The 19,586-nt window shown below is 53.7% G+C and carries 13 protein-coding genes and 3 pseudogenes; 9 read left to right on the top strand and 7 right to left on the bottom strand.

The features are described from left to right. Position 1 precedes the first annotated feature (1 nt). Both EPA93_RS06580 and EPA93_RS06585 read right to left on the bottom strand, forming a co-directional pair. The gene (locus EPA93_RS06580; RefSeq protein WP_129886285.1) at positions 2–1,348 is read right to left on the bottom strand and encodes a hypothetical protein; all 1,347 of its coding nucleotides are present in this window, start codon (positions 1,346–1,348) and stop codon (positions 2–4) included. A gap of 302 nt (positions 1,349–1,650) precedes the next feature. Then, positions 1,651–2,034 (bottom strand): hypothetical protein, encoded by a 384-nt coding sequence (locus tag EPA93_RS06585; RefSeq protein WP_129886286.1) that lies wholly within the window; start codon positions 2,032–2,034, stop codon positions 1,651–1,653. 204 nt (positions 2,035–2,238) lie between these two features. Here EPA93_RS06585 and EPA93_RS06590 point away from each other — a divergent pair, with 204 nt between their 5' ends. The 3 genes from EPA93_RS06590 to EPA93_RS06600 all read left to right on the top strand — a co-directional run bounded on the left by EPA93_RS06590 (position 2,239) and on the right by EPA93_RS06600 (position 6,570). Next, positions 2,239–3,813, top strand: coding sequence for a helix-turn-helix domain-containing protein (locus EPA93_RS06590; protein ID WP_129886287.1), 1,575 nt, complete (start codon positions 2,239–2,241; stop codon positions 3,811–3,813). A 207-nt stretch (positions 3,814–4,020) separates the two neighbouring features. After that, complete coding sequence (locus EPA93_RS06595) at positions 4,021–5,208, top strand: phosphotransferase (RefSeq protein WP_129886288.1); 1,188 nt, start codon at positions 4,021–4,023, stop codon at positions 5,206–5,208. A gap of 339 nt (positions 5,209–5,547) precedes the next feature. Then, a complete protein-coding gene (locus EPA93_RS06600) occupies positions 5,548–6,570 on the top strand; it encodes a P-loop NTPase family protein (protein WP_165422920.1) in 1,023 nt (340 codons plus the stop codon). 333 nt (positions 6,571–6,903) lie between these two features. Here EPA93_RS06600 and EPA93_RS06605 read toward each other — a convergent pair whose 3' ends face one another. Then, positions 6,904–8,058, bottom strand: coding sequence for an epoxide hydrolase family protein (locus EPA93_RS06605; RefSeq protein ID WP_129886290.1), 1,155 nt, complete (start codon positions 8,056–8,058; stop codon positions 6,904–6,906). A gap of 815 nt (positions 8,059–8,873) precedes the next feature. Between EPA93_RS06605 and EPA93_RS49555 the strand changes: the two are divergent. Then, positions 8,874–10,082, top strand: a pseudogene (locus EPA93_RS49555) (serine hydrolase domain-containing protein). A 163-nt stretch (positions 10,083–10,245) separates the two neighbouring features. Here EPA93_RS49555 and EPA93_RS06615 read toward each other — a convergent pair. Beyond that, complete coding sequence (locus tag EPA93_RS06615) at positions 10,246–11,679, bottom strand: MFS transporter (RefSeq protein ID WP_165422921.1); 1,434 nt, start codon at positions 11,677–11,679, stop codon at positions 10,246–10,248. A gap of 582 nt (positions 11,680–12,261) precedes the next feature. Between EPA93_RS06615 and EPA93_RS06620 the strand changes: the two genes are divergently transcribed. Continuing rightward, on the top strand, positions 12,262–13,185 hold the full coding sequence (locus EPA93_RS06620) for an LLM class flavin-dependent oxidoreductase (RefSeq protein WP_129886292.1): 924 nt from the start codon (positions 12,262–12,264) through the stop codon (positions 13,183–13,185). An 83-nt stretch (positions 13,186–13,268) separates the two neighbouring features. On the opposite strand, the pseudogene EPA93_RS06625 reads toward EPA93_RS06620, so the two are convergent. Continuing rightward, positions 13,269–13,820: pseudogene (locus tag EPA93_RS06625) on the bottom strand (flavin reductase family protein); the annotation flags it as partial. Positions 13,821–13,917: 97 nt separating this feature from the next. On the opposite strand from EPA93_RS06625, the gene EPA93_RS06630 reads away from it, so the two are divergent. Continuing rightward, positions 13,918–15,306 carry an IS701 family transposase gene (locus EPA93_RS06630; RefSeq protein WP_165422922.1) on the top strand — a complete coding sequence of 463 codons (1,389 nt, stop codon included), beginning with the start codon at positions 13,918–13,920 and terminating at the stop codon, positions 15,304–15,306. Here the strand turns inward: EPA93_RS06630 and EPA93_RS50845 are convergent. Together EPA93_RS50845 and EPA93_RS06640 are read right to left on the bottom strand one after the other, a co-directional pair. Continuing rightward, positions 15,283–15,438: pseudogene (locus tag EPA93_RS50845) on the bottom strand (flavin reductase family protein); the annotation flags it as partial. The gene EPA93_RS06630 and the pseudogene EPA93_RS50845 overlap by 24 nt on opposite strands. Positions 15,439–15,536: 98 nt before the next feature. After that, a complete protein-coding gene (locus EPA93_RS06640) occupies positions 15,537–16,376 on the bottom strand; it encodes a DUF2785 domain-containing protein (protein ID WP_129886295.1) in 840 nt (279 codons plus the stop codon). A 484-nt stretch (positions 16,377–16,860) separates the two neighbouring features. On the opposite strand from EPA93_RS06640, the gene EPA93_RS06645 reads away from it, so the two are divergent. The 3 genes from EPA93_RS06645 (at position 16,861) to EPA93_RS06655 (ending at position 19,445) form a co-directional block, all read left to right on the top strand. Then, positions 16,861–17,688 carry an alpha/beta fold hydrolase gene (locus tag EPA93_RS06645; protein ID WP_129886296.1) on the top strand — a complete coding sequence of 276 codons (828 nt, stop codon included), beginning with the start codon at positions 16,861–16,863 and terminating at the stop codon, positions 17,686–17,688. Positions 17,689–17,914: 226 nt separating this feature from the next. After that, a complete protein-coding gene (locus EPA93_RS06650) occupies positions 17,915–18,919 on the top strand; it encodes an amidase (RefSeq protein ID WP_165422923.1) in 1,005 nt (334 codons plus the stop codon). Next, complete coding sequence (locus EPA93_RS06655; protein ID WP_165422924.1) at positions 18,876–19,445, top strand: amidase family protein; 570 nt, start codon at positions 18,876–18,878, stop codon at positions 19,443–19,445. Before EPA93_RS06650 ends, EPA93_RS06655 begins: the two co-directional genes overlap by 44 nt. The last annotated feature ends 141 nt before the right edge of the window (positions 19,446–19,586 follow it).

A 19,586-nucleotide genomic window follows, 5' to 3' on the forward strand; every position in this document is an offset into this window, starting at 1 on the left:
TTTACAGCAGGCAACGCAGGTAGGCGGGAATCATCAATGTCATTTCCCACTTTGCTTCCATGTGGGGCAAGATAAAACGATGATATCGGCTTGCGTGATGCAAAGGCGCAAGACGTTGGGCAATTTCGAATGCTCGGGTTAAACGCTCCAACGACTCATAGCACACCCATGGTCTCAAGTAAGCAGACCGTTGGCGCATTTGCCAATCAGACGTGTCAGGGAAGGAGATTTCCATTTCTTCAGGAAAGAGGCACAGACTGAAAAAGGGATGGGCGACTGAGCTATCTGACCAATCGAAAAATAGTGGCCTCTGTTCAACCCAGGCCACGTTCGCAGGGCCGAAATCACCATGTTCCAATGCGTAGGGGATCTGATAGGTTTTCAACTCCTGGCAAAGGTTCAGAAAGTGTGACAGATGAGGGCGCAACGCAGCAATCTCTGAGTTGGTGAGACCTTTGCCCCCGACAAAGAGGGTCTCAGTGTCAGCCAGCAAGGCTCTGATATCCTCTATCAAGTCATCAAGCGTACGAGTAGGGCATCCCATTGCAATCAGAGAATCTGCGTGCGTTACCGTCTCTCGCTGAAGCATGGCGAAGGTATGCACTGCCTCTTCCCACCAGGCAAAGATCCCTCGTTCGCCGAGTTTCGGCCCACCGAAATTGCGCAGCAGTAAGAGGCTCTGTTGGCGATTCACCGCAAGCACCGAAGGAGCGTGGGAAGGCCAGTGGACATCCAAATGTTGAGTCAGTGGAAGTTCGTGGGCAAACATGGCTGGAACGGCTTTGCAATAGACCTGTCCATATGTGGTTGCTACTCGCAAGAGGCACGAACGCTCCCAGGTACGGACCTGTTGCACTGCCTCACTTACCTCAATAGCCTGTCCCTGAAGTATCTCGACAATCCAACGTGCCGTTTCATCAAACCAACCAGTTCGCGCCCAAGCGCGTCGAGTTGTCGGAATGCCCTCCATTTGTTCTGTGAACCAAGCCTCAAGCACTGCTCTTTGCATCTGATGGGTCAGCGGGAGTGTCTTGAACTCAGAGAATCCAATCCAAGAACCATTGACAGGAGGGCGCCATTGCGCATCTCGGTTCTCAAATTCATAGACTCTGATAAAATGTCCGCTTCCCGTATCTTGGTTGATGAACAAACAGCGCAAGGTAATGACGCGCAGCGCCAGCAGGTCTTGAATGGTTTGATTGATATGATCGCAGGTTTGCCAAAAGTGGCGTTCTGTCGTCTGCCAACAAGGGAGGGACCATCCGTTTTCGGTATGCAGCAGGAGCACGGCAGGCTGTGTTCTGTGAGGAATCACAGCATAATACTCATAGGTGGCAGGAAGATTCATCGAATGCTTCTCTCTTTCGTCGTTCTCATCATGGCTCGTGTCTGCGAGAGGATGTCTCGCATAGGCATCCAAACATACTGCCTTCCTCAACTGAGGCGGCAGCAAAAAACATGCTTCAGATTTCAGAACCATGATGAATCAGGCGAACATGGATGAATCGTACCTCCAAGAAGATATGCACTCATGAGGAACAAAGACGCTCACACGGACCTACGGTATCACAGCGCTCTTTTCTTTGTCAACAGGTGAATGGCTTTCTCGTGCGCGTGTAACTCATGCTTCAGGTGGAGAACACCGGCCAGCTAGCCGCCATGCTCCTTCTGTTGTACCTGCAGACGTAGGCTCTCGAAGTACTCACGATACCGAGCCAGTTCTGCCTCCAACTCGGCAATTCTCACATCCTTTTGAACATAGTCGGCAAGGATGGTTGTATGTTGGGTTTCTAGTTCGGCGCAGCGAGCCTGTGCTTGCCGTAGGCGGGCCACGAGATCAGGCTTTTTGTAGGCCAGGAGGGGATCACATGGTGAAACGGTGTCTGGACATGCTGTTCTGGTGCGCTTGCGTTCACGCTTGAGGAAGGTGCTGTGCTGCTGGTACAGAAGTAGTGCCTCTGGATTACGGCGAAAGGAGGCATAGGTCAGACCACATTCCTCGTAGATGGTTCTGGCAGAAATGGGCTTGCACACCTCGGCGAGGAGGGCTTACATATCTTGGCAGCCACGATGACCAATAGACTTCTGGAGCCATCCGAGAGGTAAAATTGTCCTACGTTGTGGCGAAATGCTTGTCATGGTCGGCCTTTTCCCGTAGCATAACAAGAAGATCATCGAGAGGGCAAAGGATGGCTCCAGTCTCGTCTCCTTTGCCGATCATGCGCGGGAGTTGCAGGAATGCCACAAGCCAAGCGAGAACGCCGAGAGCGGACGGATAACTACCATCTGCTCAAACAATGGTGTCGAACTCCAGAACAACGTTTGTATGAAGGAATTAAACCAGTAGTGCTATTCGGCACTCTACCAACAGAACGGGCAGAAGAAACGGGCTTGGCGGCACGGAGCCTGGGCCGTGCTGCTGACGCCTTTGATACACACGGTATCATTAGCCTCTTCCGGCCCACGAAAGAGCAGCGCGAGGACCACCATCGCTCGCTTCCCGTTGCCATGCGTCAACTGATCGTCGATCTGAAAGCTGAGTACGCTGATTTCACGGATAGAGAGATCGCCGCGATTTGCGCGATCCAATTTAACGGGCGTCGGCCCTCGCATCATACTGTCAAAGCCGTGCTCACGTATGGCCCTCCGCCCCAGCGGACAGGGCGGCAATTCGCCCGCTATGCGGAGATTGTTACCCCCCAGGAGCGCCGTCAGGCCGTGATTCGCCTCCACGCACAAGGCTGGAGCATCTCGACAATTGCACGCGATTTAGACGTCTCTCGCCCCACCATTTACGATATTCTCAAACGATGGGTCGAGGAAGGCGTATTGGGGTTGGCTGACAAGCCCCATGTTAATACCAGCAAACCAGGCGTAGACTTACCCACACGCAATCTCATTCGCAAAAAGCAAGAAGAGAATCCCCTGCTTGGCGAATTCAGAATGTATGCCGCGCTCAAGCAGTTAGGCATTTCCTGCTCTCCTCGCACTTGTGGGCGGATCATGGCGGAGAATCGTCGGTTCTATGGGATCAAGCCGAAGCCAGGGGAACCGCATAAACCCAAGCCCCATCCATTCAAGTCGCTGATTCGTCATGAGCGCTGGTGCTTGGATATCCGCTACCTTGAAAAGCATCGCATTCCCGAGATCAAAGGCTCGTTTTACGTGATCACAATCATGGATGCCTTCTCGCGAGCCATTCGATCCCGCGATATCTTTCAAAGCCAGGATCTCTCTTGTGTGTTGATTGTGCTCTATGCCGCGATTGAGCGGTTTGGTGCTCCGAAAAAACTCATCACCGATAACGGTGGAGTATTTCGGGCAAAGCAGTTACTCGTGATTTGTGAAGCTCTGAATATTGAGAAGGAATATATCCATAAGCGTCAAAGCTGGCAAAATCTTGTGGAAACCCACTTCAACGTGATGAGAAGGATGAGTCAGGTGCATTTTGAACAGATCACGAGTTGGCAAGGTGCAAAACTCGCCCATGAGCGTTTTGTCACTAACTACAATGTTCAGCCGCGACTTCGCGCACCGCAAGCGAGACGACCATCGGATGCCGCCTGCGGAGGTGCTGGGAGAGGAGACCGAGAAACTGCGCACAAGAGAGCAGTTGCATCGCATTTTTTACGCAACCCGACATCTGCGGCGCTTAGATCGGCTCGGCTACGCGCACTTTCGGCGCTGGAAGCTGTATGGGGAAGGAACACTGGCTCGCCATCCTGCGGTCATTTGGGTCCATGGGAATGCACTCACCGTAGAATACCGAGAGACACCTTTGGCCCAGTATACGGTTCGCTATCAACCAGATAAAACCCACTTCAAGACGGTTCCAGAGGCGAAACGCTTTGAAACGCCCTACCGTTCTCCACAAGGACAATTCTGGGAATTAGACGACACCCTTTGGCAGCTTGCAAAGACTATGCGCCCCGCAGGAAACGCACGGAAAGGCCGAAGCCGATCCAGTTGTCTTTGTTGGAAGACGCGAAAGTCAGAGACGAGAAGGAAGAGGAGTAAGCCGTGAGCCTTTCAGACACCTTCCTCCAACGGGTCACACACCTGTTGAGTACATCTGTGGGAACCCGCGTCCGCCTGGTGAAGACAGAGCCCATCACCGAGGGTTGGTCGGCCCAGTTCGGGATGACGTCCCCTTGGCCTTGGGTGGCTCGATGCACCATCGCTGCCGAGACTGCTCTCCTGCCTGCTTCAGTCATTGTCAAAGCTCGCCATCCGGCAAAACATTTCCGCAGCGAATCCGAGCGGTTCCACAACGAAGCTGTCGCTTTGGATTTCTTAACCAGGATCGAGAGTGAAGCTTGCCCACGCCTCCTTGCGGCTTCCCATGAGGAGGGGATACTCATTCTGGAGGACCTGGGGACTGGCCCAGCTCTGGAAGATCTGCTCGTGGGTCATGATGCTTGGAGGGCTGAGCAAGGGCTGATCGCCTTTGCGACAATTTTGGGGCAGATGCATGCAACGACCATTGGTCATGCCGCGTCGTACTATCACGTGAGGAACAGATTTGGTCTGGTTGATCCTGCTTTTGATCGAGTCAGCATCCTTGGCATTGATATTCGCGGGGCATTTCGACGGCTCCAAGAGATCACTGCCTCTCGTCCCTACCTCCCTCCGAGTGTGGGTGCCGAGGAAGATGTCGATGAGCTCCTTCGTCTCCTGGCTGAGCCCGGCCCCTATCTCGCGTTCTCCAATGGAGACACCAGCCCTGCGAACTGCCGATGGTCCGAAAATGGCCTCCGGTTTCTCGACTTTGAGCACGCATGCTTTCGCCATGCGTTGCTCGACGTTGCCGCTCTTCGTTTCCCCTTTCCAGGTTGTCCCTGCTGGTCGCATGTGCCTGAAGAGATTCTCCAAAGGGCTCTCGACGCCTACAAAGAGCGCATGGGTCGCTCCTGCCCCGAAGTGCTCGATCCCAACAGATACTCGAAGGGGTTAACAGCGGCGTGTGCGGCCTGGACGATTGTACGCGCCACCCGGCTGCCCAAGCTGGAAGAGATCGACGAACCCCAGCCAATGGGGTTCTCACGGCGAGGGCAACTCCTGGACACGATCTCTACCACCGTGACCTGTTCGCAGCAATCCCGCAGCTTGCAGTCCCTCGCTGCCTGGCTCACCGATGTACGTCAGGCCCTGCGTCTCCGGTGGCCCTATCTTCCTCTCACGCAACCCGTCTATCCCGCTTTCCATTGAAGGTTCATTTTGGGGAGCAAGGGATACTTGCCGTCGTCAAACCTTGTGTGAATTGGTGGTTGCTCGTGCCCTGAAATAGCTCCAGAAGCCTATTGGTCATCGTGGCTGCCAGGATTTGTAACCCTCCTCGGCGAGGTCTGGTTGGCAGCGCCAGCAGAGAGGGCCACCTTTCCTCTCCTCCGCGCATTCGTGCTCGATGCCATGACGAGGAGTTAGCAATCAATGTTTCTAGCTGTTAGCAGTCAACTCTATCTATTGCTTGACTGCCTCTGCTGTTCATGCTACTCTGCTGAGAGTAACCTCATAGTTAGTGCAAAAAACAAGCAAGGAGTGCGAATTGTGCGGAACACACACCTGATTTTCTTCGAGGGGTTACCGGGGTCAGGCAAGTCAACAATGGCCCATTTCATTGCGCGACAACTCAAGCATGCCGCTATCTGCTCTACCTGGTATTACGAGGTCAACAAGTGGCATCCGCTCACCCCTTTTCATGACATGACTTCATTCCTCCAATTCCGCGCTCTGGCTCAAGCTACACAGTTTCACATGATCTTCGACCGGTATCTAGAGCGATGGCGATCATTTGCTGATCAGCTTCAGCAGACAGGAGAGGTTGCACTCGCCGACAGTGGCCTCTTCGGCTCTCTCACCTGGATGCTCTTTTCTACTCTGATGCCCGAAACAGAGTTTCATCGCTATCTTGAACAGGTCCACGAGATCATCGCTGCGCTCGATCCTTGCCTGATCTATCTCTCTCAAGAGGATGCTCTGACCTCTCTCAAGCGTTGGCTTACGAGACAAGGCGGGGAAGCAGAGAAGAATGCGATTGAGTCAAAAACGGCATCCCCTTATGGCAAGCAGCACCATCTCACGGGCTTTGACGGACTCCTCCACTACTGGGAGGATTACCAGCGACTCATCTACAGAGCGTTCTTGCATTTTCCTGGTCGCAAGATCGAGATCGACACCACAGCCAGCAACAGGCTCCATTCCCAGCAACAAGCCGCCGATTTCCTGGATGTGCCACTCACTCATGATCTCAGCCTTTCACAGAAGGATTTGCAGCGTTTCGTCGGGTCCTATCGGAGCCTCGATCATGAAGAGGTCTGCGTCGTGGAATATGGGAATGGGCTGCTCTCCCTGAGAGGTCCCATTGTTGTTTGGCAACACACAAGACTCATTCCAATGGACTTGACAACCTTTGAGGTAGAATCGCTCCCCTTTGTCGTCAGCTTCGTCACAGACGGACAAGGGCGAGTGAAACGGTTGGTGATGAATGGACCGGAACAATTTCTTCATACGGTCAATCACGTCTATCATCTGATAGAACCAGCGGAACGGAAAGAGATTGCCGTCTCGTGAAGCTGACGCGAATCCTTGAGCCAACGCTCAATGTGTGATGAAACTAAAGAGAAGCAGAATATGCACGACTCGATTACCAAATGAGATAGAAGCTTGCTTGGTAGTAAACGTTGAGAGGAGACAATTGGTACCTACCCACTTTGAAAGGCACATCTGGGCGGTACCATATTGAAGAGTAGAAGTGTTTTACTGATGGGCTGCAATCCACATAACCTCTCTGGTGTGTAATTTGCAGGGTAGCGTGAGGGAAATATGTTCATTGGTTGCGCAGAGCAGAAGCGCTGTCGTGGGAAGTTGGAGAGAAGTGATCCCCTCTCTCCATTCTCGTCGTGTCTAAGAGCGTTCACGTAGCATCTCAAAGTAGGTCCGAATGTCGTTGATGAGGAGGTCGGGAGCAGTCTGGGTGGCAAAATGGTTGCCTCGGTCATAGAAATTCCAGGAGACGATATTTTTGTGATCGCGCTCTGCAAAGAGTCGGATCGACTGATAGACATCAGCAAAATTAGCCAATCCCAGTGGGATGGTGGTTGGTTCCGTTGGCACATGCTCGCTATGGGCATCCTCATAGTAAGAGCGTGCTGAAGATGCTGCTGTATTCGTGAGCCAGTAGATCATGACATTGGTGAGAATATAATCGTCACTCACCTCATCTCCATAGATCTGATAGTTCCAGGCAAGTTGGCCCACTGGCGAGTCGGCCAGGGCGTGGGCCAGGGTCTGAGGGACAGTGGACTGCAACTGACCGTACACTCCCTTATTTTCCGCCCACCATTGAAATTTTTGCCATTGTTCTTTTTCCTTCTCGGAAAGAGCTTCCATCTCAGTCGGATCGCCTGAAGGCAGAGAGAAAATTTCAGTGACATGCACACCAATGACGTGCTCAGGATCGTAGCGACCCACCTCTGGAGAAATCACAGAGCCTGCATCAGATCCCGCCGCACCATAGCGGTCATAGCCCAGGCGGCGCATCAGCTCAGCCCAGGCGTGGGCAATGCGGTAACTCCCCCAGCCTCTCTCTCGTGTAGGACCAGAGAACCCATAGCCGGGAATCGAGGGGATAACCAGGTGGAAAGCCTGGGTCTGCTTGCCTCCATGAGAGCGGGGATCGGTGAGTGGATCAAGCAGATCGAGGTAATCGAATACTGAGGTGGGCCAACCGTGGGTCAGGATCAGCGGCAAAGCGTCATCGACAGTGGAGCGCACATGCAGGAAATGAATGTTTTCTCCATCGATGGTGGTGGTGAACTGTGGATAGGCATTGAGCTTCGCTTCCCAGACCCGCCAGTCATACCCTTGCTGCCAGTACTTGACCAACCTTTTGAGAGACGCGAGGGGGACACCATACTTGGAATCTCCATCAGGCAGTTCGTTGGCCCAGCGAACATGGGAAAGACGCAGCTGAAGATCATCTAAGTCTGCTTGCGGGATAGCAATGGTATATGGTGATAGCAAAATTGGGTTCTCCTTGCGTAAAAGACTCTTTCGCATCTCGATGTCATCCACCGAGGACACCATGATCATAGCATGAGAAGGTGCCGCAAGACTTCTTCTATCTTGCTGTTCTGGCTCGTGCAGAAAAGCACATGCATGCCTCCCATCAGGCCACACGCCCCGGTTTCGCCCGTCTTTCAACAAGGAAATGTGTGCAAAAAATGGTATGGTCCTTTCATTTTCTCGCAACAGTTACTGTCAATGGTATCCCCCATCATATGAGTCGGTGTCTTCCAGGCCCCTACCAGCAAAGGCAAGGGGAGCGCTAGAGGCGGTTATCTCTATCATCCGGCCTCGCCTTGATAAGCTTGCACAACGTGACCTACTTCTGTCGGGGGAACTCCTCACGAATCAGTTTACGTAAACAAGAACACTACTAACAAATCAGCCCGATCATTTTTGGAACGTGATCTCGACCTGTTCTGACTATTTTTCCTCGTCGCCTTGTGCTCGACTCCTGACTCTGGTTATACTCAGCGTGAGCAAAGAGTGCCAGTTCCAACCAGAAGCTGACGAAAGCTACCACAGCTACACTATGATGGTAGATAGCAAGTATCAAGGGAAAGGATATGGAACCGTAGCATTGCGGCTCTATCTGCACCAGCTTTTCCGTTTTGCTTGACTCCGTGAGAATAGCTTGTTGTGAACACTTGCGATTTACAAGCAAATTACCGCGATATTTCTTTTAAGGAGGGCATTAGGGAGTCTACCCGGGAGAGAAGCCACACATCAGTGCAAGCTTGATGTGCAATTGCTCACCCGGCTACAAACCCTGGCAAGTCAGGATCATACTGACAAGGAGGAAAGAAACGATGAAAACTGGAGGGTTATCCAGGGAGCGGCTCGTGCGTCTCCACAGGAGCATGACGGGCTATGTGGAGCGCGGCGAAGTGCCTGGCATCGTCACGCTGGTGAGCCGACACGGCGAGGCCCACGTTGATGCCATGGGACACATGTCGCTCGATGCTCCAGACCCAGTGCAACGCGACACGATCTTCCGCATCGCCTCAATGAGCAAGCCCATCACAGCAGCAGCAACGATGATTCTTGTAGAGGAAGGCAAACTGCGCCTCTCCGATGCAGCCCAGAAATGGTTGCCCGAACTTGCCGACCGCAAGGTACTGCGGCGCATCGACGCCCCACTCGATGAGACGGTTCCCGCGCAGTGTCCGATCACGGTGCGCGACCTGCTCACCTTTACCATGGGCTAAGGACTGCTGTTGACTCCGAGGGGAGACTACCCGATTCAAAAGGCTGACAAGGAGCTGCAGATCGGGATGATACCAGGCTCCCAAACCCAGCCAACGCCCGATCCTGATGAGTGGCTACGCCGCCTGGGCTCGCTTCCGCTCATGTATCAACCCGGGGAGCGGTGGCTCTACGGAGTAGGGTCCAACGTGTTGGGTGTGCTGATTTCACGCGTCTCTGGTCAGCCGTTTGAAACATTCCTGCGCGAGCGGCTCTTCGAGCCACTTGGGATGCACGATACCAGCTTTTGCGTGCCGGCTGACAAGCTCGACCGACTGGCAAGCTGCTACTTCCCTAACCCTGCGACCGGGACCCTCGAACTCTTTGACGGCATTCAGGATAGCCAGTGGGGCCACCCTCCCACCTTCCCTTCTGGGGCTAATGGGCTGGTCTCAACCCTCGACGACTACCTGGCTTTTGGACAAATGATGCTCTCCGGGGGCAAACATGGTAGCGAACGCATCCTTTCGCGGCTCTCGGTCGAGGTGATGACCACCGACCAGTTGACGCCCGCACAGAAAGCTGTCTCCAGCTTTCCTCCGATTTCCGGCTTCTTCGAGACGAATGGCTGGGGATTTGGAGTCTCGGTGGTAACCAGGCGGGACGATCTGGCCGCGGTTCCAGGCCGCTACGGCTGGGATGGCGGCTATGGCACCTCCTGGTTTTGTGATCCCAAAGAGGATCTGGTTGGCATTGTCCTCACCCAGAGCCTCTACCCGCTCGACCTCTTCCGCGATTTCTGGACCCTGGCCTACCAGGCCATCGACGATTGAAGCAATGGGTTCGGCTCTCTCCGTTCAACCTGCTGGAAGGCGAGCTGCCTCTGAGAGAAGCGATGCATCTGTGCATGAGACGGAGAAGCCAGGTCCCTGCTTCTCGCTCTCATGTTCGATGCACAGATGATCAACTGGCGGCAATCTCCCCTCTTGCCTTTGCCTATTTCTGCATACGAAACAGTGCAACCAGGGCACCAAGCGCAGCGCAGGCCACGATGACGAGAAGCCCGGCATGGTAGCCGCTGAGCTGAGCCTGCGTCGAGAGAGCTGAAGCTGAGCGAAGCGCTGAGGTGGTACCCACAGTGACCACAGCGGCCGTAACCGCGAGCAGGATGCCCCCACCAGCCTGTCCCAATGCTCCACTCAAGCCAGCGGCCAGCCCCTGCTCTGTCTGCTCAATTCCGATCACGGCAGCCACAGACGTTGTTGGCACACAGATCGCCATACCAATCTGCGCAAGAATCGTAGAGGGCAGGATAACGCCCACAAAATCAGCGTTTGCGCCAATCCTCAAGAAGAGTGCTACACCTGCTAACAAAGAGAGCATGCCAAGAACGCAACTGCTGCGCATACCAAACCTATTCATCAGCCAGGGCGCAAGAAACCGCGTAGTCAGAATACTGATAACGCTCGATGGGAGCATAGCAAGGCTCGCCGCAATCGGCGAGTAATGAAGCACATCCTGCAGATAGAGTGTGCAGACGAATAAGAAACTAAAAAATGCGCCAATCAGAGCGAAAGTGACAATACAAACGGCTCCCAGCCTGCTTGTCTGAAATATATGAAAGGGCATGAGGGGAGCGCGAGAACGCCGTTCAATGAAAATGAAACAGAGCAAGAGAGCAAGGGCTAGAGCAATCAAGCCTCCCGTCTTCACAGCAGTGGTACCAGGCTCGTTAGCCTGCGTCACTGCATAGACCAGCAAGAGCAAGCCAGCCGTGGCCGTAGCAGCTCCGGCCAGATCATAAGACTGCGGATCGGCCGCAGCCTGACCTTCCGGCACGACAACGCGGGCAAGCAACAGGATAAGCAGAGCAATTGGCACATTTACAAAGAAGATCCAGTGCCAACTGACAAAGCTAGTTAGCACACCACCGAGTACCAGGCCGCAAGTGAAGCCAACTCCTGCAATTGAGCTAAAGATACCCAGAGCCTTGTTGCGTTCCGGGCCTTCTGCAAAGGTAGTGGTAAGAATCGAGACAGCTGAAGGCATAGTCAACGCGGCCCCAATGCCCTGCGCTCCCCTGGTCAGAATTAATACCCCACCATTGGGAGCCAGGCCGCCTGCCAGCGCCGACAGGCCAAAGAGTGCGGCCCCAAGCAGAAAAATGCAACGACGACCGAGCAGATCAGCAGCACGGCCACCTAACAACATGAAGCCTGCATAAGTGAGCACATAGATACCCTGGACCCATTGCAGATCTGTAGTGCTCAGATGCAAGTCATGTTGCAGATTTGGTAGCGCAATATTTACGATAGATACATCTACAGTATCCAGGAAAATTGCCAGGCTGACCACAACCACTACCAGCCAGCGCCCCCTCCCTGTTTGCCCTTCCTGGGAAATTTCTTTTTTTGCAGATGACGACTTCACGATAGCCTTCTTTCAGATTAATGTGAATGAAAAGAATTTTACCTGTGGCAATAGAATAGTTTAATAGAGAGATAGGAATAATACTTCTTCCATCTTGCGTTTCCAGAGCGTTGGAGGATTATGCTCTACGATTATCTAATAAGGTGAATGTGAGGTTATCCTTGTGCTCCAGCAGGAAAGATAGTGCAGAGGGAAACGCTTCTTCGACAAAATACTTTTTTGTTGTTTAGACAATAAAAAGGCACATTTGAATATTTATTAGCTCTTCCATATATACTAGCATTATAGATAACACCTGCTGATACTCAACAGGCATCAGCAAAAAACCAGTCCTACCGCTCTCTCGTCGTTAGCAGGAGTTACCTCTCCATGAGAGCGAGCTATTCTTGTTCAGGACTGCGAGAAGAGACCGCTCTATATGTGGGAACAAAGGATTTGCCTTTGTGCTCTTTTTGGGGTAAGCGGGAAAACAGGAAAATGAAATAATTCTACCCAAAATCTAGATTCATGGAAGAATAGATCAGAAAAAGTTGTAGAGTAGCAGCCAGAAAGCTCGGAGCTACCTTAGAAAAGGAAAAGATTATGGATCTTGGAATAGCCTTACCCACTTCTGGCCCATATGCCTCAGTAGAGGCAATCGCGCGCATAGCCCGCGAAGCTGAACGTCTGGGCTACGCCGCGCTCTGGACGTATGAGCGTTTACTTTATCCCCTCAATGGGGACGCCGCCAAATTGCTACCAGACTTCTACAGTTCGACATATGAGCCATTAGAAACCCTTGCCTACATTGCCGGTCTGACAAAGCACATTAAGCTGGGGACAAGCGTCATTAACGCCCCTTTCCACACACCTGTGGTTCTCGCTCGCCGCCTCGCCACGCTTGATCAGTTGAGCGGTGGTCGGGTTATCGCTGGCCTGGGCCAGGGGTGGCAGGAACAAGAGTTTATAACCACAAACGTTCCATTGGCCCAGCGTGGATGGCGCACAGAGGAGCTTATCGCGGCTATGCGTGCAGCCTGGGGACCAGATCCAGTCAACTTTAAGGGAGACTTTTACCATATTCCGCTTGCGAAGATTAATCCCAAGCCCAAACAGCAGGGCGGCATTCCCATTCTACTGGGCGCAACAAGTCCGGCCGCGATCAAGCGCGCAGCGCGCATTGCCGATGGCCTGAATCCGATTGCCTTCTCATTTGAAGCGTTAAAAGAGGCTGTCACTAGTTTTCGCTCAGCTGCTCAGGAGGCAGATCGCGACCCGACAACTCTAAAGATCATGGTACGCGCCAACGTACTAATCACAGCGTGCCCTCTTCCCGACGCGCAACGCCCCTTCCTGGGCGGCTCTCCTGAGCAGATTGCCGCAGATCTGGCCCGTATCGAGCCCCTTGCTATCGATCACGTCCTCTTCGCTGACAATGGGCCTTCGTCAAGCGTAGAAGAAGCTTTAGAGTGGCTTGAGGAGCTGCAGGCAGCGGCCAGAAGGGCTGTACAAATCGATACATTGTAATCCCGAACGAAGTGAAAAGAGATGAGAAGTGTTTGAGGATGCTTCTCATCTCCCAAATCTATTTGAAAAACCTGGATTATCTATCAGGATATATTCTGTATCCCCTCAAGGAGTGGAGCGGCTTCCCTTGCACGATCTACATCCGGGCTGCGGTACATATATTCAGGAATTCTTGCCAGCGTTGACTCATGCAACTTATGGGGCTCAAGGCCATAAAAATGCTGGAAGCTCATAATGAGCGGGCGCCATTTGTCTGGATCAACGCGATTTTGCATGCCCTCCATGAGAATAGCTTCCTCAAGATGTACGCGTAGGATGCGTACCTCGATGGCAATTTGTCTTCCACGCAGCTCCTCATCACGCTCGGCCAGATCGTGCTTAGCCTCAACCTTTGCCTCAAGCTGAACCGGGCATTCCAGAACGCGTGGCGCTGCTACTACCTCGGACGGCTCAGGCGTCAAGCCCGCGATACCGAACTTGTCCCGCTCATGTCTATAGCCCCTGCGCTGCTTGCCTTCGGGCACAGGATTTGTTCCTGTTGTGCGCGCCAGGCGATCCACAGCCGTTACCATATCGGTAGATGGTAAATTGAGCACACACTCCCCCGTGCGCAACATGTTCTCTGGCGTCTTAGCTTGACTTTGTACAATTTGGGGAAAGGGCTGGGCACAAAAGCTTCTGGAGGTAAGATAGAAGCTGACCAAAGCACTATCTTAGCTCAGGAGGATGTTCATGCCCCTTCCCGATCCCATTATAGAAGTATTAGCCGTCTTTCGGCCATTGTTTACCGCTCCCACCTGGAGAAAACTGATGATCTTGTTAACCGGAACCTTGCTGGCCCACGGACGCCGCACGGTCGCAGCCGCGTTGCGTGCCACAGGCCTCAGTCAGGCAAGCAACTGGAGCCTCTTTCATCAGGTGCTCAATCGAGCCCGCTGGTCTCCCCTGGCTGTGAGTCGCCAATTGCTCCTGCTGATCGTCGAAACCTTTGTACCAGCGGGAGCCTGGGTAGATCTGGTCATCGATGAAACGCTGGAACGGCGCTGGGGCAGCAAGATCCGCAAACGAGGCAATTACCGCGATAGCGCTCTCTCCAGCAAAGAACGCTCGGTGAGCAGTCCTGGATTGCGCTGGATTGTGCTGGCCGTGGTCGTGACGCTCCCCTGGACCAGGCAGAGATGGGCATTGCCCTTCTTGTGTGTGCTGGCAACCACTCCAGAGGTGAGCGCGCGTTTGGGCAAGCGACACAAAACCATCGCGATGTGGGCCCATCAGATGCTCAGTCTTGTGCGCCGATGGCTGCCTGATCGCTCAATCAAGCTACTGGGCGACAGCGCCTACAGTGTCCTGGAACTAGGGGTGTATGCTCAGCATCAGCACGTCACGTTGATTACAACTGGTCGGCTCGATGCGGTTCTGCATGATCCACCTCCCGAACGCAAAGAGCACACGATGGGTCGTCCGCGAGTGGTTGGCGAGCGCCTTCCCTCCCTGGAGCAAGTCTTGCAGAATGCAGAAACGGCCTGGCAAAAGCTCACCTTGGACTGGTACAGCCAGGGTGAGCGGCCAGTAGACTTCTGCACGGGCTCCGCCTTGTGGTATCGCACGGGCTCCGCTCCTCTGCCTCTACGCTGGGTGCTGACTCGCGATCCACAGGGCAAGCGTCCCCCAAAGGCCATCTTTTGTACCGATCCCACCCAGACCGCCGAAGAGATCATCAAGGACTTCATGAAACGCTGGAGTCTGGAAGTGACCTTTGAAGAGGGGCGCGCCCATTTGGGCATCGAGACGCAACGCCAATGGTCCGATCAAGCCATCGAGCGCTCGACGCCTGTGCTCTTCGGCCTCTATAGCCTGGTGACGCTCTTTGGGCAAGCGTTGCATCCAGATGGGCAGCTCCTGATCGCTCAAGCTGCCTGGTATCGCAAGCACACCGCCACCTTCTGTGATGTGCTCGCTCTCATCAGGCGCCATCTCTGGGACCTGCAGACTTTTCCCACATCACCCACTGATCCGGGCGCGGTTTTAGTCCCCGCTCGACGCTTGAGCGCTTCTCATGGGTGGTCTGTTATTGAGTTGGAAATGTACAAAGTCAAGCTTAGAAGATGCGCCGAAACCTAACATACAACGCCAGCCAAGCCACCAGGCCGAAGACATTGGAGCCAGGTTAGGCGAGCCATCTTCATTGAGCGTGCTCACAAGTACTACCGGAGTGCCAAAGTATAGAATAGCGGGTTCGCTTGTTTGATGCATTAGTCTCGTCTCCTTTCCTTACCAAGGTGCAGTATAAAACTGAAGGAGATGAGCAGCTATCAATATCTTGCGCTTCAAATTACGGGCCGCTGGCTTAGCTACCAACCAGCAATCTGCACAATCGCCCCACTAATGAGCTCGCGTACCTCAGGAGCAATATCGTTCTTAAGTAAGAGGAAATACAGGCTTCTGAGCATGTTTCTAGCATTGTTCTGACGATGATAGGTCACAACATCATGGCTAGTATGGGGCAAAATCAAGGATGTAAGCCAGCGCTGTACAAAGATCTCACTGATGAGTTTGCGAGCGATAATTCCATAAGCCGCTATGGCCTGGCGATCATCCTCAGCATCCTGAAAGGGACCGGGTAAGCAAGCGAGCATACGAATAGCCTCCATAACTGCCTCACAATCCTGCTCACTGGCATAGCGGCTCTGGCCTATCTCGTCGAGCGCATCGGCGACATGAGCCGCCGTATGAATCCAGCCTTTTCCCTCCACATAACCGCGCCAGTCTCGCTCCTCCTGCACATAGCGTAGCAGGGCTCCAGCCGCCTGCCTCGTCACCACCTCAGAGAGGGCATGCGCATCGCGGTCATAATAGAGAATAGCTGCAACGATCAAGACAGAAAAGGAGCGCATAAAAACCGAATCCGTGCCTTGCTTACCAATGCCATAAAAGAGATGCTCGCGATCAAGGCAGATTGTCAGCAATTCTTCAAGCTGGGGTACAGTAAGAAGGTGCTGATCAAGGATAAGCTGCGACATAATTGTGTAGGTTAGTTTGTCGCGCAACTCAGGATCAGGTGAGCCCAGGTTAGGCAGCAGAGCCTTACAAAACAGCAGGGGCTCAATATCAACAGGAAGCTGATAACCATTCTGCACATAGGCCTGAAGCCAGGTTTTACTACTGACTTGCCCTAAAATGTCAGGTACCATCAAATATGTTCTCCATTTTTAATATAATCAGGCATATTATACGATGTTAACCTTATAGATGTAAGTGCCTCTTACCTCGTTGTAATGGCAGAATCAAGTTACTGGCTCATAGCTTTGCCCACTTATTGAACATCTATGTGTCCAGATAGTTACAAGATCATCGGCATGCAGATAGAAGCAATCCATCATGTCAAACACCCAAGTTCTTTTAGAGACTTCTTGCAATGAGTATTTTTTCTTGCCATCGGCACGACATAAGCAAATAGAGCCTGAATAGGACACGCGATGCAGCCGTATACAAGCCCTGAACCCTCCAGTTGGGCATCTGTGTTGTACAGTAGAGATGTGATCCAGAAAAAAGCCTGGCCAGCGCGGGATCAACATGCATACAGTATTCGAATTGCAGATCTGTTAACTGATGTACCTAAATAATACAAGGCTGCCCTTCGAGGCAGGCTTGAAACGGAAGATGAAGGGAACTTCTATGCCAGAAGCAACATTACATGACGGAAGCAGCATCGAGATCGAGGTTCACGGCTCTGGGCCGACCTTGTTGCTCCCGGTCAATCCACAGCCGGTAACTGGAGCGCAGGCCGAAGCCATGCAGCAGTGGGGAGTAGATCCGGCGCTGGGTCACTCGCTGATCAAGGGGCTTAGCGACACTTATCGCGTGATTGCCTTCGACTACGAGGGACAGTGTTTTCGTACCCCAAAGCCAGACACGCTGACCCCGGCCAATGTGGCAAGCGATTTTCTCGCGGTAGCCGATGCCGTAGGGGCAGAGTGCTTCGCTTACTATGGCTACTCCTGGCTGGCGCTGATCGGGCTGCAGCTTGCCATTCGGACCGAGCGCTTATCAGCGCTCATCATGGGTGGCTTTCCACCGCTGGGCGGGCCATACGAAGAGATGCTCCGCGTCACGACTGCAACCTACGAGATCGCCAGCGGCGTACGGGCAGTGCCATCAGCTGAGGAATCCGCGTGGTCTGGCGCTGTTCCGTCAGAAGATCAGACACGGCAATTTGTCACGCTGTACCAGGCGTTGCAAGGATTTGATGACCGCGCCGCTCAAGCGCAAATCACGTGTCCACGCCTCTGCTTTGTGGGTTCGGCTGATGAGAATAAGTACGATGAGCATTGGGGAAATGTGCTGGTAAGTTTAGCAGGTCCCATTGTGCGGCGAAAGGCAGAGCTCCAGGAGCTGGGCTGGGCTGTGCGCATACTCGATGGGCTTGATCATACTCAGGCCATGCAGGCAAAGCAAGTGGTGCCAATCCTGCGTTCATGGTTGGCGTCCCAGCTTCGTTCATAACCTGTTTTCCAGACAAGAATCCTCGCTTCACCGCCTGGGCAGGAATTCTTGTCTGGCCCCCGAGGGGATGTAGGAGCAGTCGCGCCAGCAGCATACAGCTGCAAAAATAGCCATTCCGTTCAAGTCATCCTCGGCGTCGAGTGCTAAAGTAGGAAGCACAAGACGTGAAAGCTCCGCTCACCCATATCTTGGGATGATCGAAGCAAGCTTGAAAGGAGCATATACTATGATCCCCTCTTCCTCCGAACCGTCCGCCCGGGAAGATGCAACCCTCACCAGCCTGAGCGCCTCGGAGCTTGCGCGCCGTATTGCTGCAGGCCGCCTTTCCTCACAAGAGGTCGTTGAAGCGCATATTCGCCGCATCGAAGCTGTCAATCCGCGTCTGAATGCTATCGTTGTGTCACTTTTTGCGCAGGCGCGCGCCTCCGCCAGCCGCGCCGATCAACTGCGCGAACAAGGAACGCTTCTCGGTCCGCTCCACGGCGTACCTATCACGCTCAAAGAGCAATTTCTGGTCTCTGGCACTCCAGCAACGGTTGGTCTGATGAGCCACAGATCGTCCATAGAGCAGGAAGGCCCCCTGGTACAGCGGCTTCGCCAGGCCGGAGCGATTATTCTAGGAAAGACCAACGTTTCCCAACTGCTGCTGTCGCTGTCAGGATCATGTGAGAATCCGGTCTATGGTCGGACGAATAATCCCTGGGATCTGGCCCGGAGTCCTGGCGGAAGCAGTGGAGGTGAGGCGGCCATTATTGCCGCCGGCGGCTCTCCTCTTGGTTTGGGCGGTGATAATGGTGGCAGTATTCGTATACCTGCACATTTCTGCGGCCTGTATAGCTTGCTTCCTACAGCCAGGAGATTGACAAATCTCGATACCGCTCCCTATGCTGAGGTGGCCGGGCAAGAGGCCGCTATCGCTCAACCCTGTCCCATTGCCCGCAGCACCCAGGATCTGCGCCTGGCAATGAGCATTCTGGCCGCCCCTGGCCTAAACGCTCTCGATCCAGCGGTACCACCTGTTCCCTGGCCCGATCCCAGCGCCGTCTCGCTTGCCGGCTTGCGCATCGGCATGTATAGCGACAATGGCGTGTTTTCGGTTGCTCCAGCGGTTCGCCGCGCTGTGGAGGAGGCGGCGCAGATCCTGCGCGCACGTGGCGCTATCGTTGAGCCCTGGAGCCCGGCCCACTGTGGCGAAAGCTGCACGGCTCTTTGTTGGCCTGAGAAGCGCTGATGGCTTTGTGGGCTATAAGCGTCTGCTCGGAGACGATCCTCTCGATCGCAGCATTGCAGCTGCCTTGCAATCTCTTCCCGGAGCCGTATCGGTAGATCAGTACTGGCAGATGGTGGAAGAGCGCAACCAGTATTGCCAGCGTTTCCTTAGTGCGCTTGATGCCCAGCGTTTTGACGCGCTGCTCTGCCCACCCTACGCGCTTCCCGCTCCGACCCACGAGAGCAGTGGCGCCTTAAACGTCACCAATGCTGGCAGCTATGCCATCCTCTACAATTTGCTTGGTTTCGCCGCTGGCGTGGCACCTGTGACCCGCGTGCAGCCAGGTGAGGAGAGCGAGCGGAGCGTTGGAAACGATAGCCTTGAGCGTGCAGCCCAGGCCGTTGAGATGAACAGTGCCGGGCTGCCGGTAGGCGTACAGGTGGCGGCTCGCCCCTGGCGGGAGGATATCGTCTTAGCGCTTATGGAGGCATTGGAAGAAAAAACAGCTGTAGGCATGCCCATCTGGAAAGATTCCCAATTCGCATAAGTCACGCGCTAGCAGCCCAGGCTACGTACTCTATTATAGTGTGCTATAATTATCAATACACGCCTCACTTGAAAAAGCGGAAATAGCTGGCTTTTTCAAGTGAGGCAAAAAGCCAGCAGCTTTCTACGCTGCTCCCCTTTC

Origin of the sequence: Ktedonosporobacter rubrisoli (assembly GCF_004208415.1) — a bacterium.
Lineage (GTDB): Bacteria > Chloroflexota > Ktedonobacteria > Ktedonobacterales > Ktedonobacteraceae > Ktedonosporobacter > Ktedonosporobacter rubrisoli.

Coding starts and splice junctions, on each gene's coding strand:
- EPA93_RS06630 (WP_165422922.1), top strand. CDS start 13,918: ATGCCCCTTCCCGATCCCATTATAGAAGTATTAGCCGTCTTTCGGCCA.
- EPA93_RS06645 (WP_129886296.1), top strand. CDS start 16,861: ATGCCAGAAGCAACATTACATGACGGAAGCAGCATCGAGATCGAGGTT.
- EPA93_RS06580 (WP_129886285.1), bottom strand. CDS start 1,348: ATGAATCTTCCTGCCACCTATGAGTATTATGCTGTGATTCCTCACAGA.
- EPA93_RS06650 (WP_165422923.1), top strand. CDS start 17,915: ATGATCCCCTCTTCCTCCGAACCGTCCGCCCGGGAAGATGCAACCCTC.
- EPA93_RS06640 (WP_129886295.1), bottom strand. CDS start 16,376: ATGGTACCTGACATTTTAGGGCAAGTCAGTAGTAAAACCTGGCTTCAG.
- EPA93_RS06605 (WP_129886290.1), bottom strand. CDS start 8,058: ATGCGAAAGAGTCTTTTACGCAAGGAGAACCCAATTTTGCTATCACCA.
- EPA93_RS06620 (WP_129886292.1), top strand. CDS start 12,262: ATGGATCTTGGAATAGCCTTACCCACTTCTGGCCCATATGCCTCAGTA.
- EPA93_RS06590 (WP_129886287.1), top strand. CDS start 2,239: ATGCCACAAGCCAAGCGAGAACGCCGAGAGCGGACGGATAACTACCAT.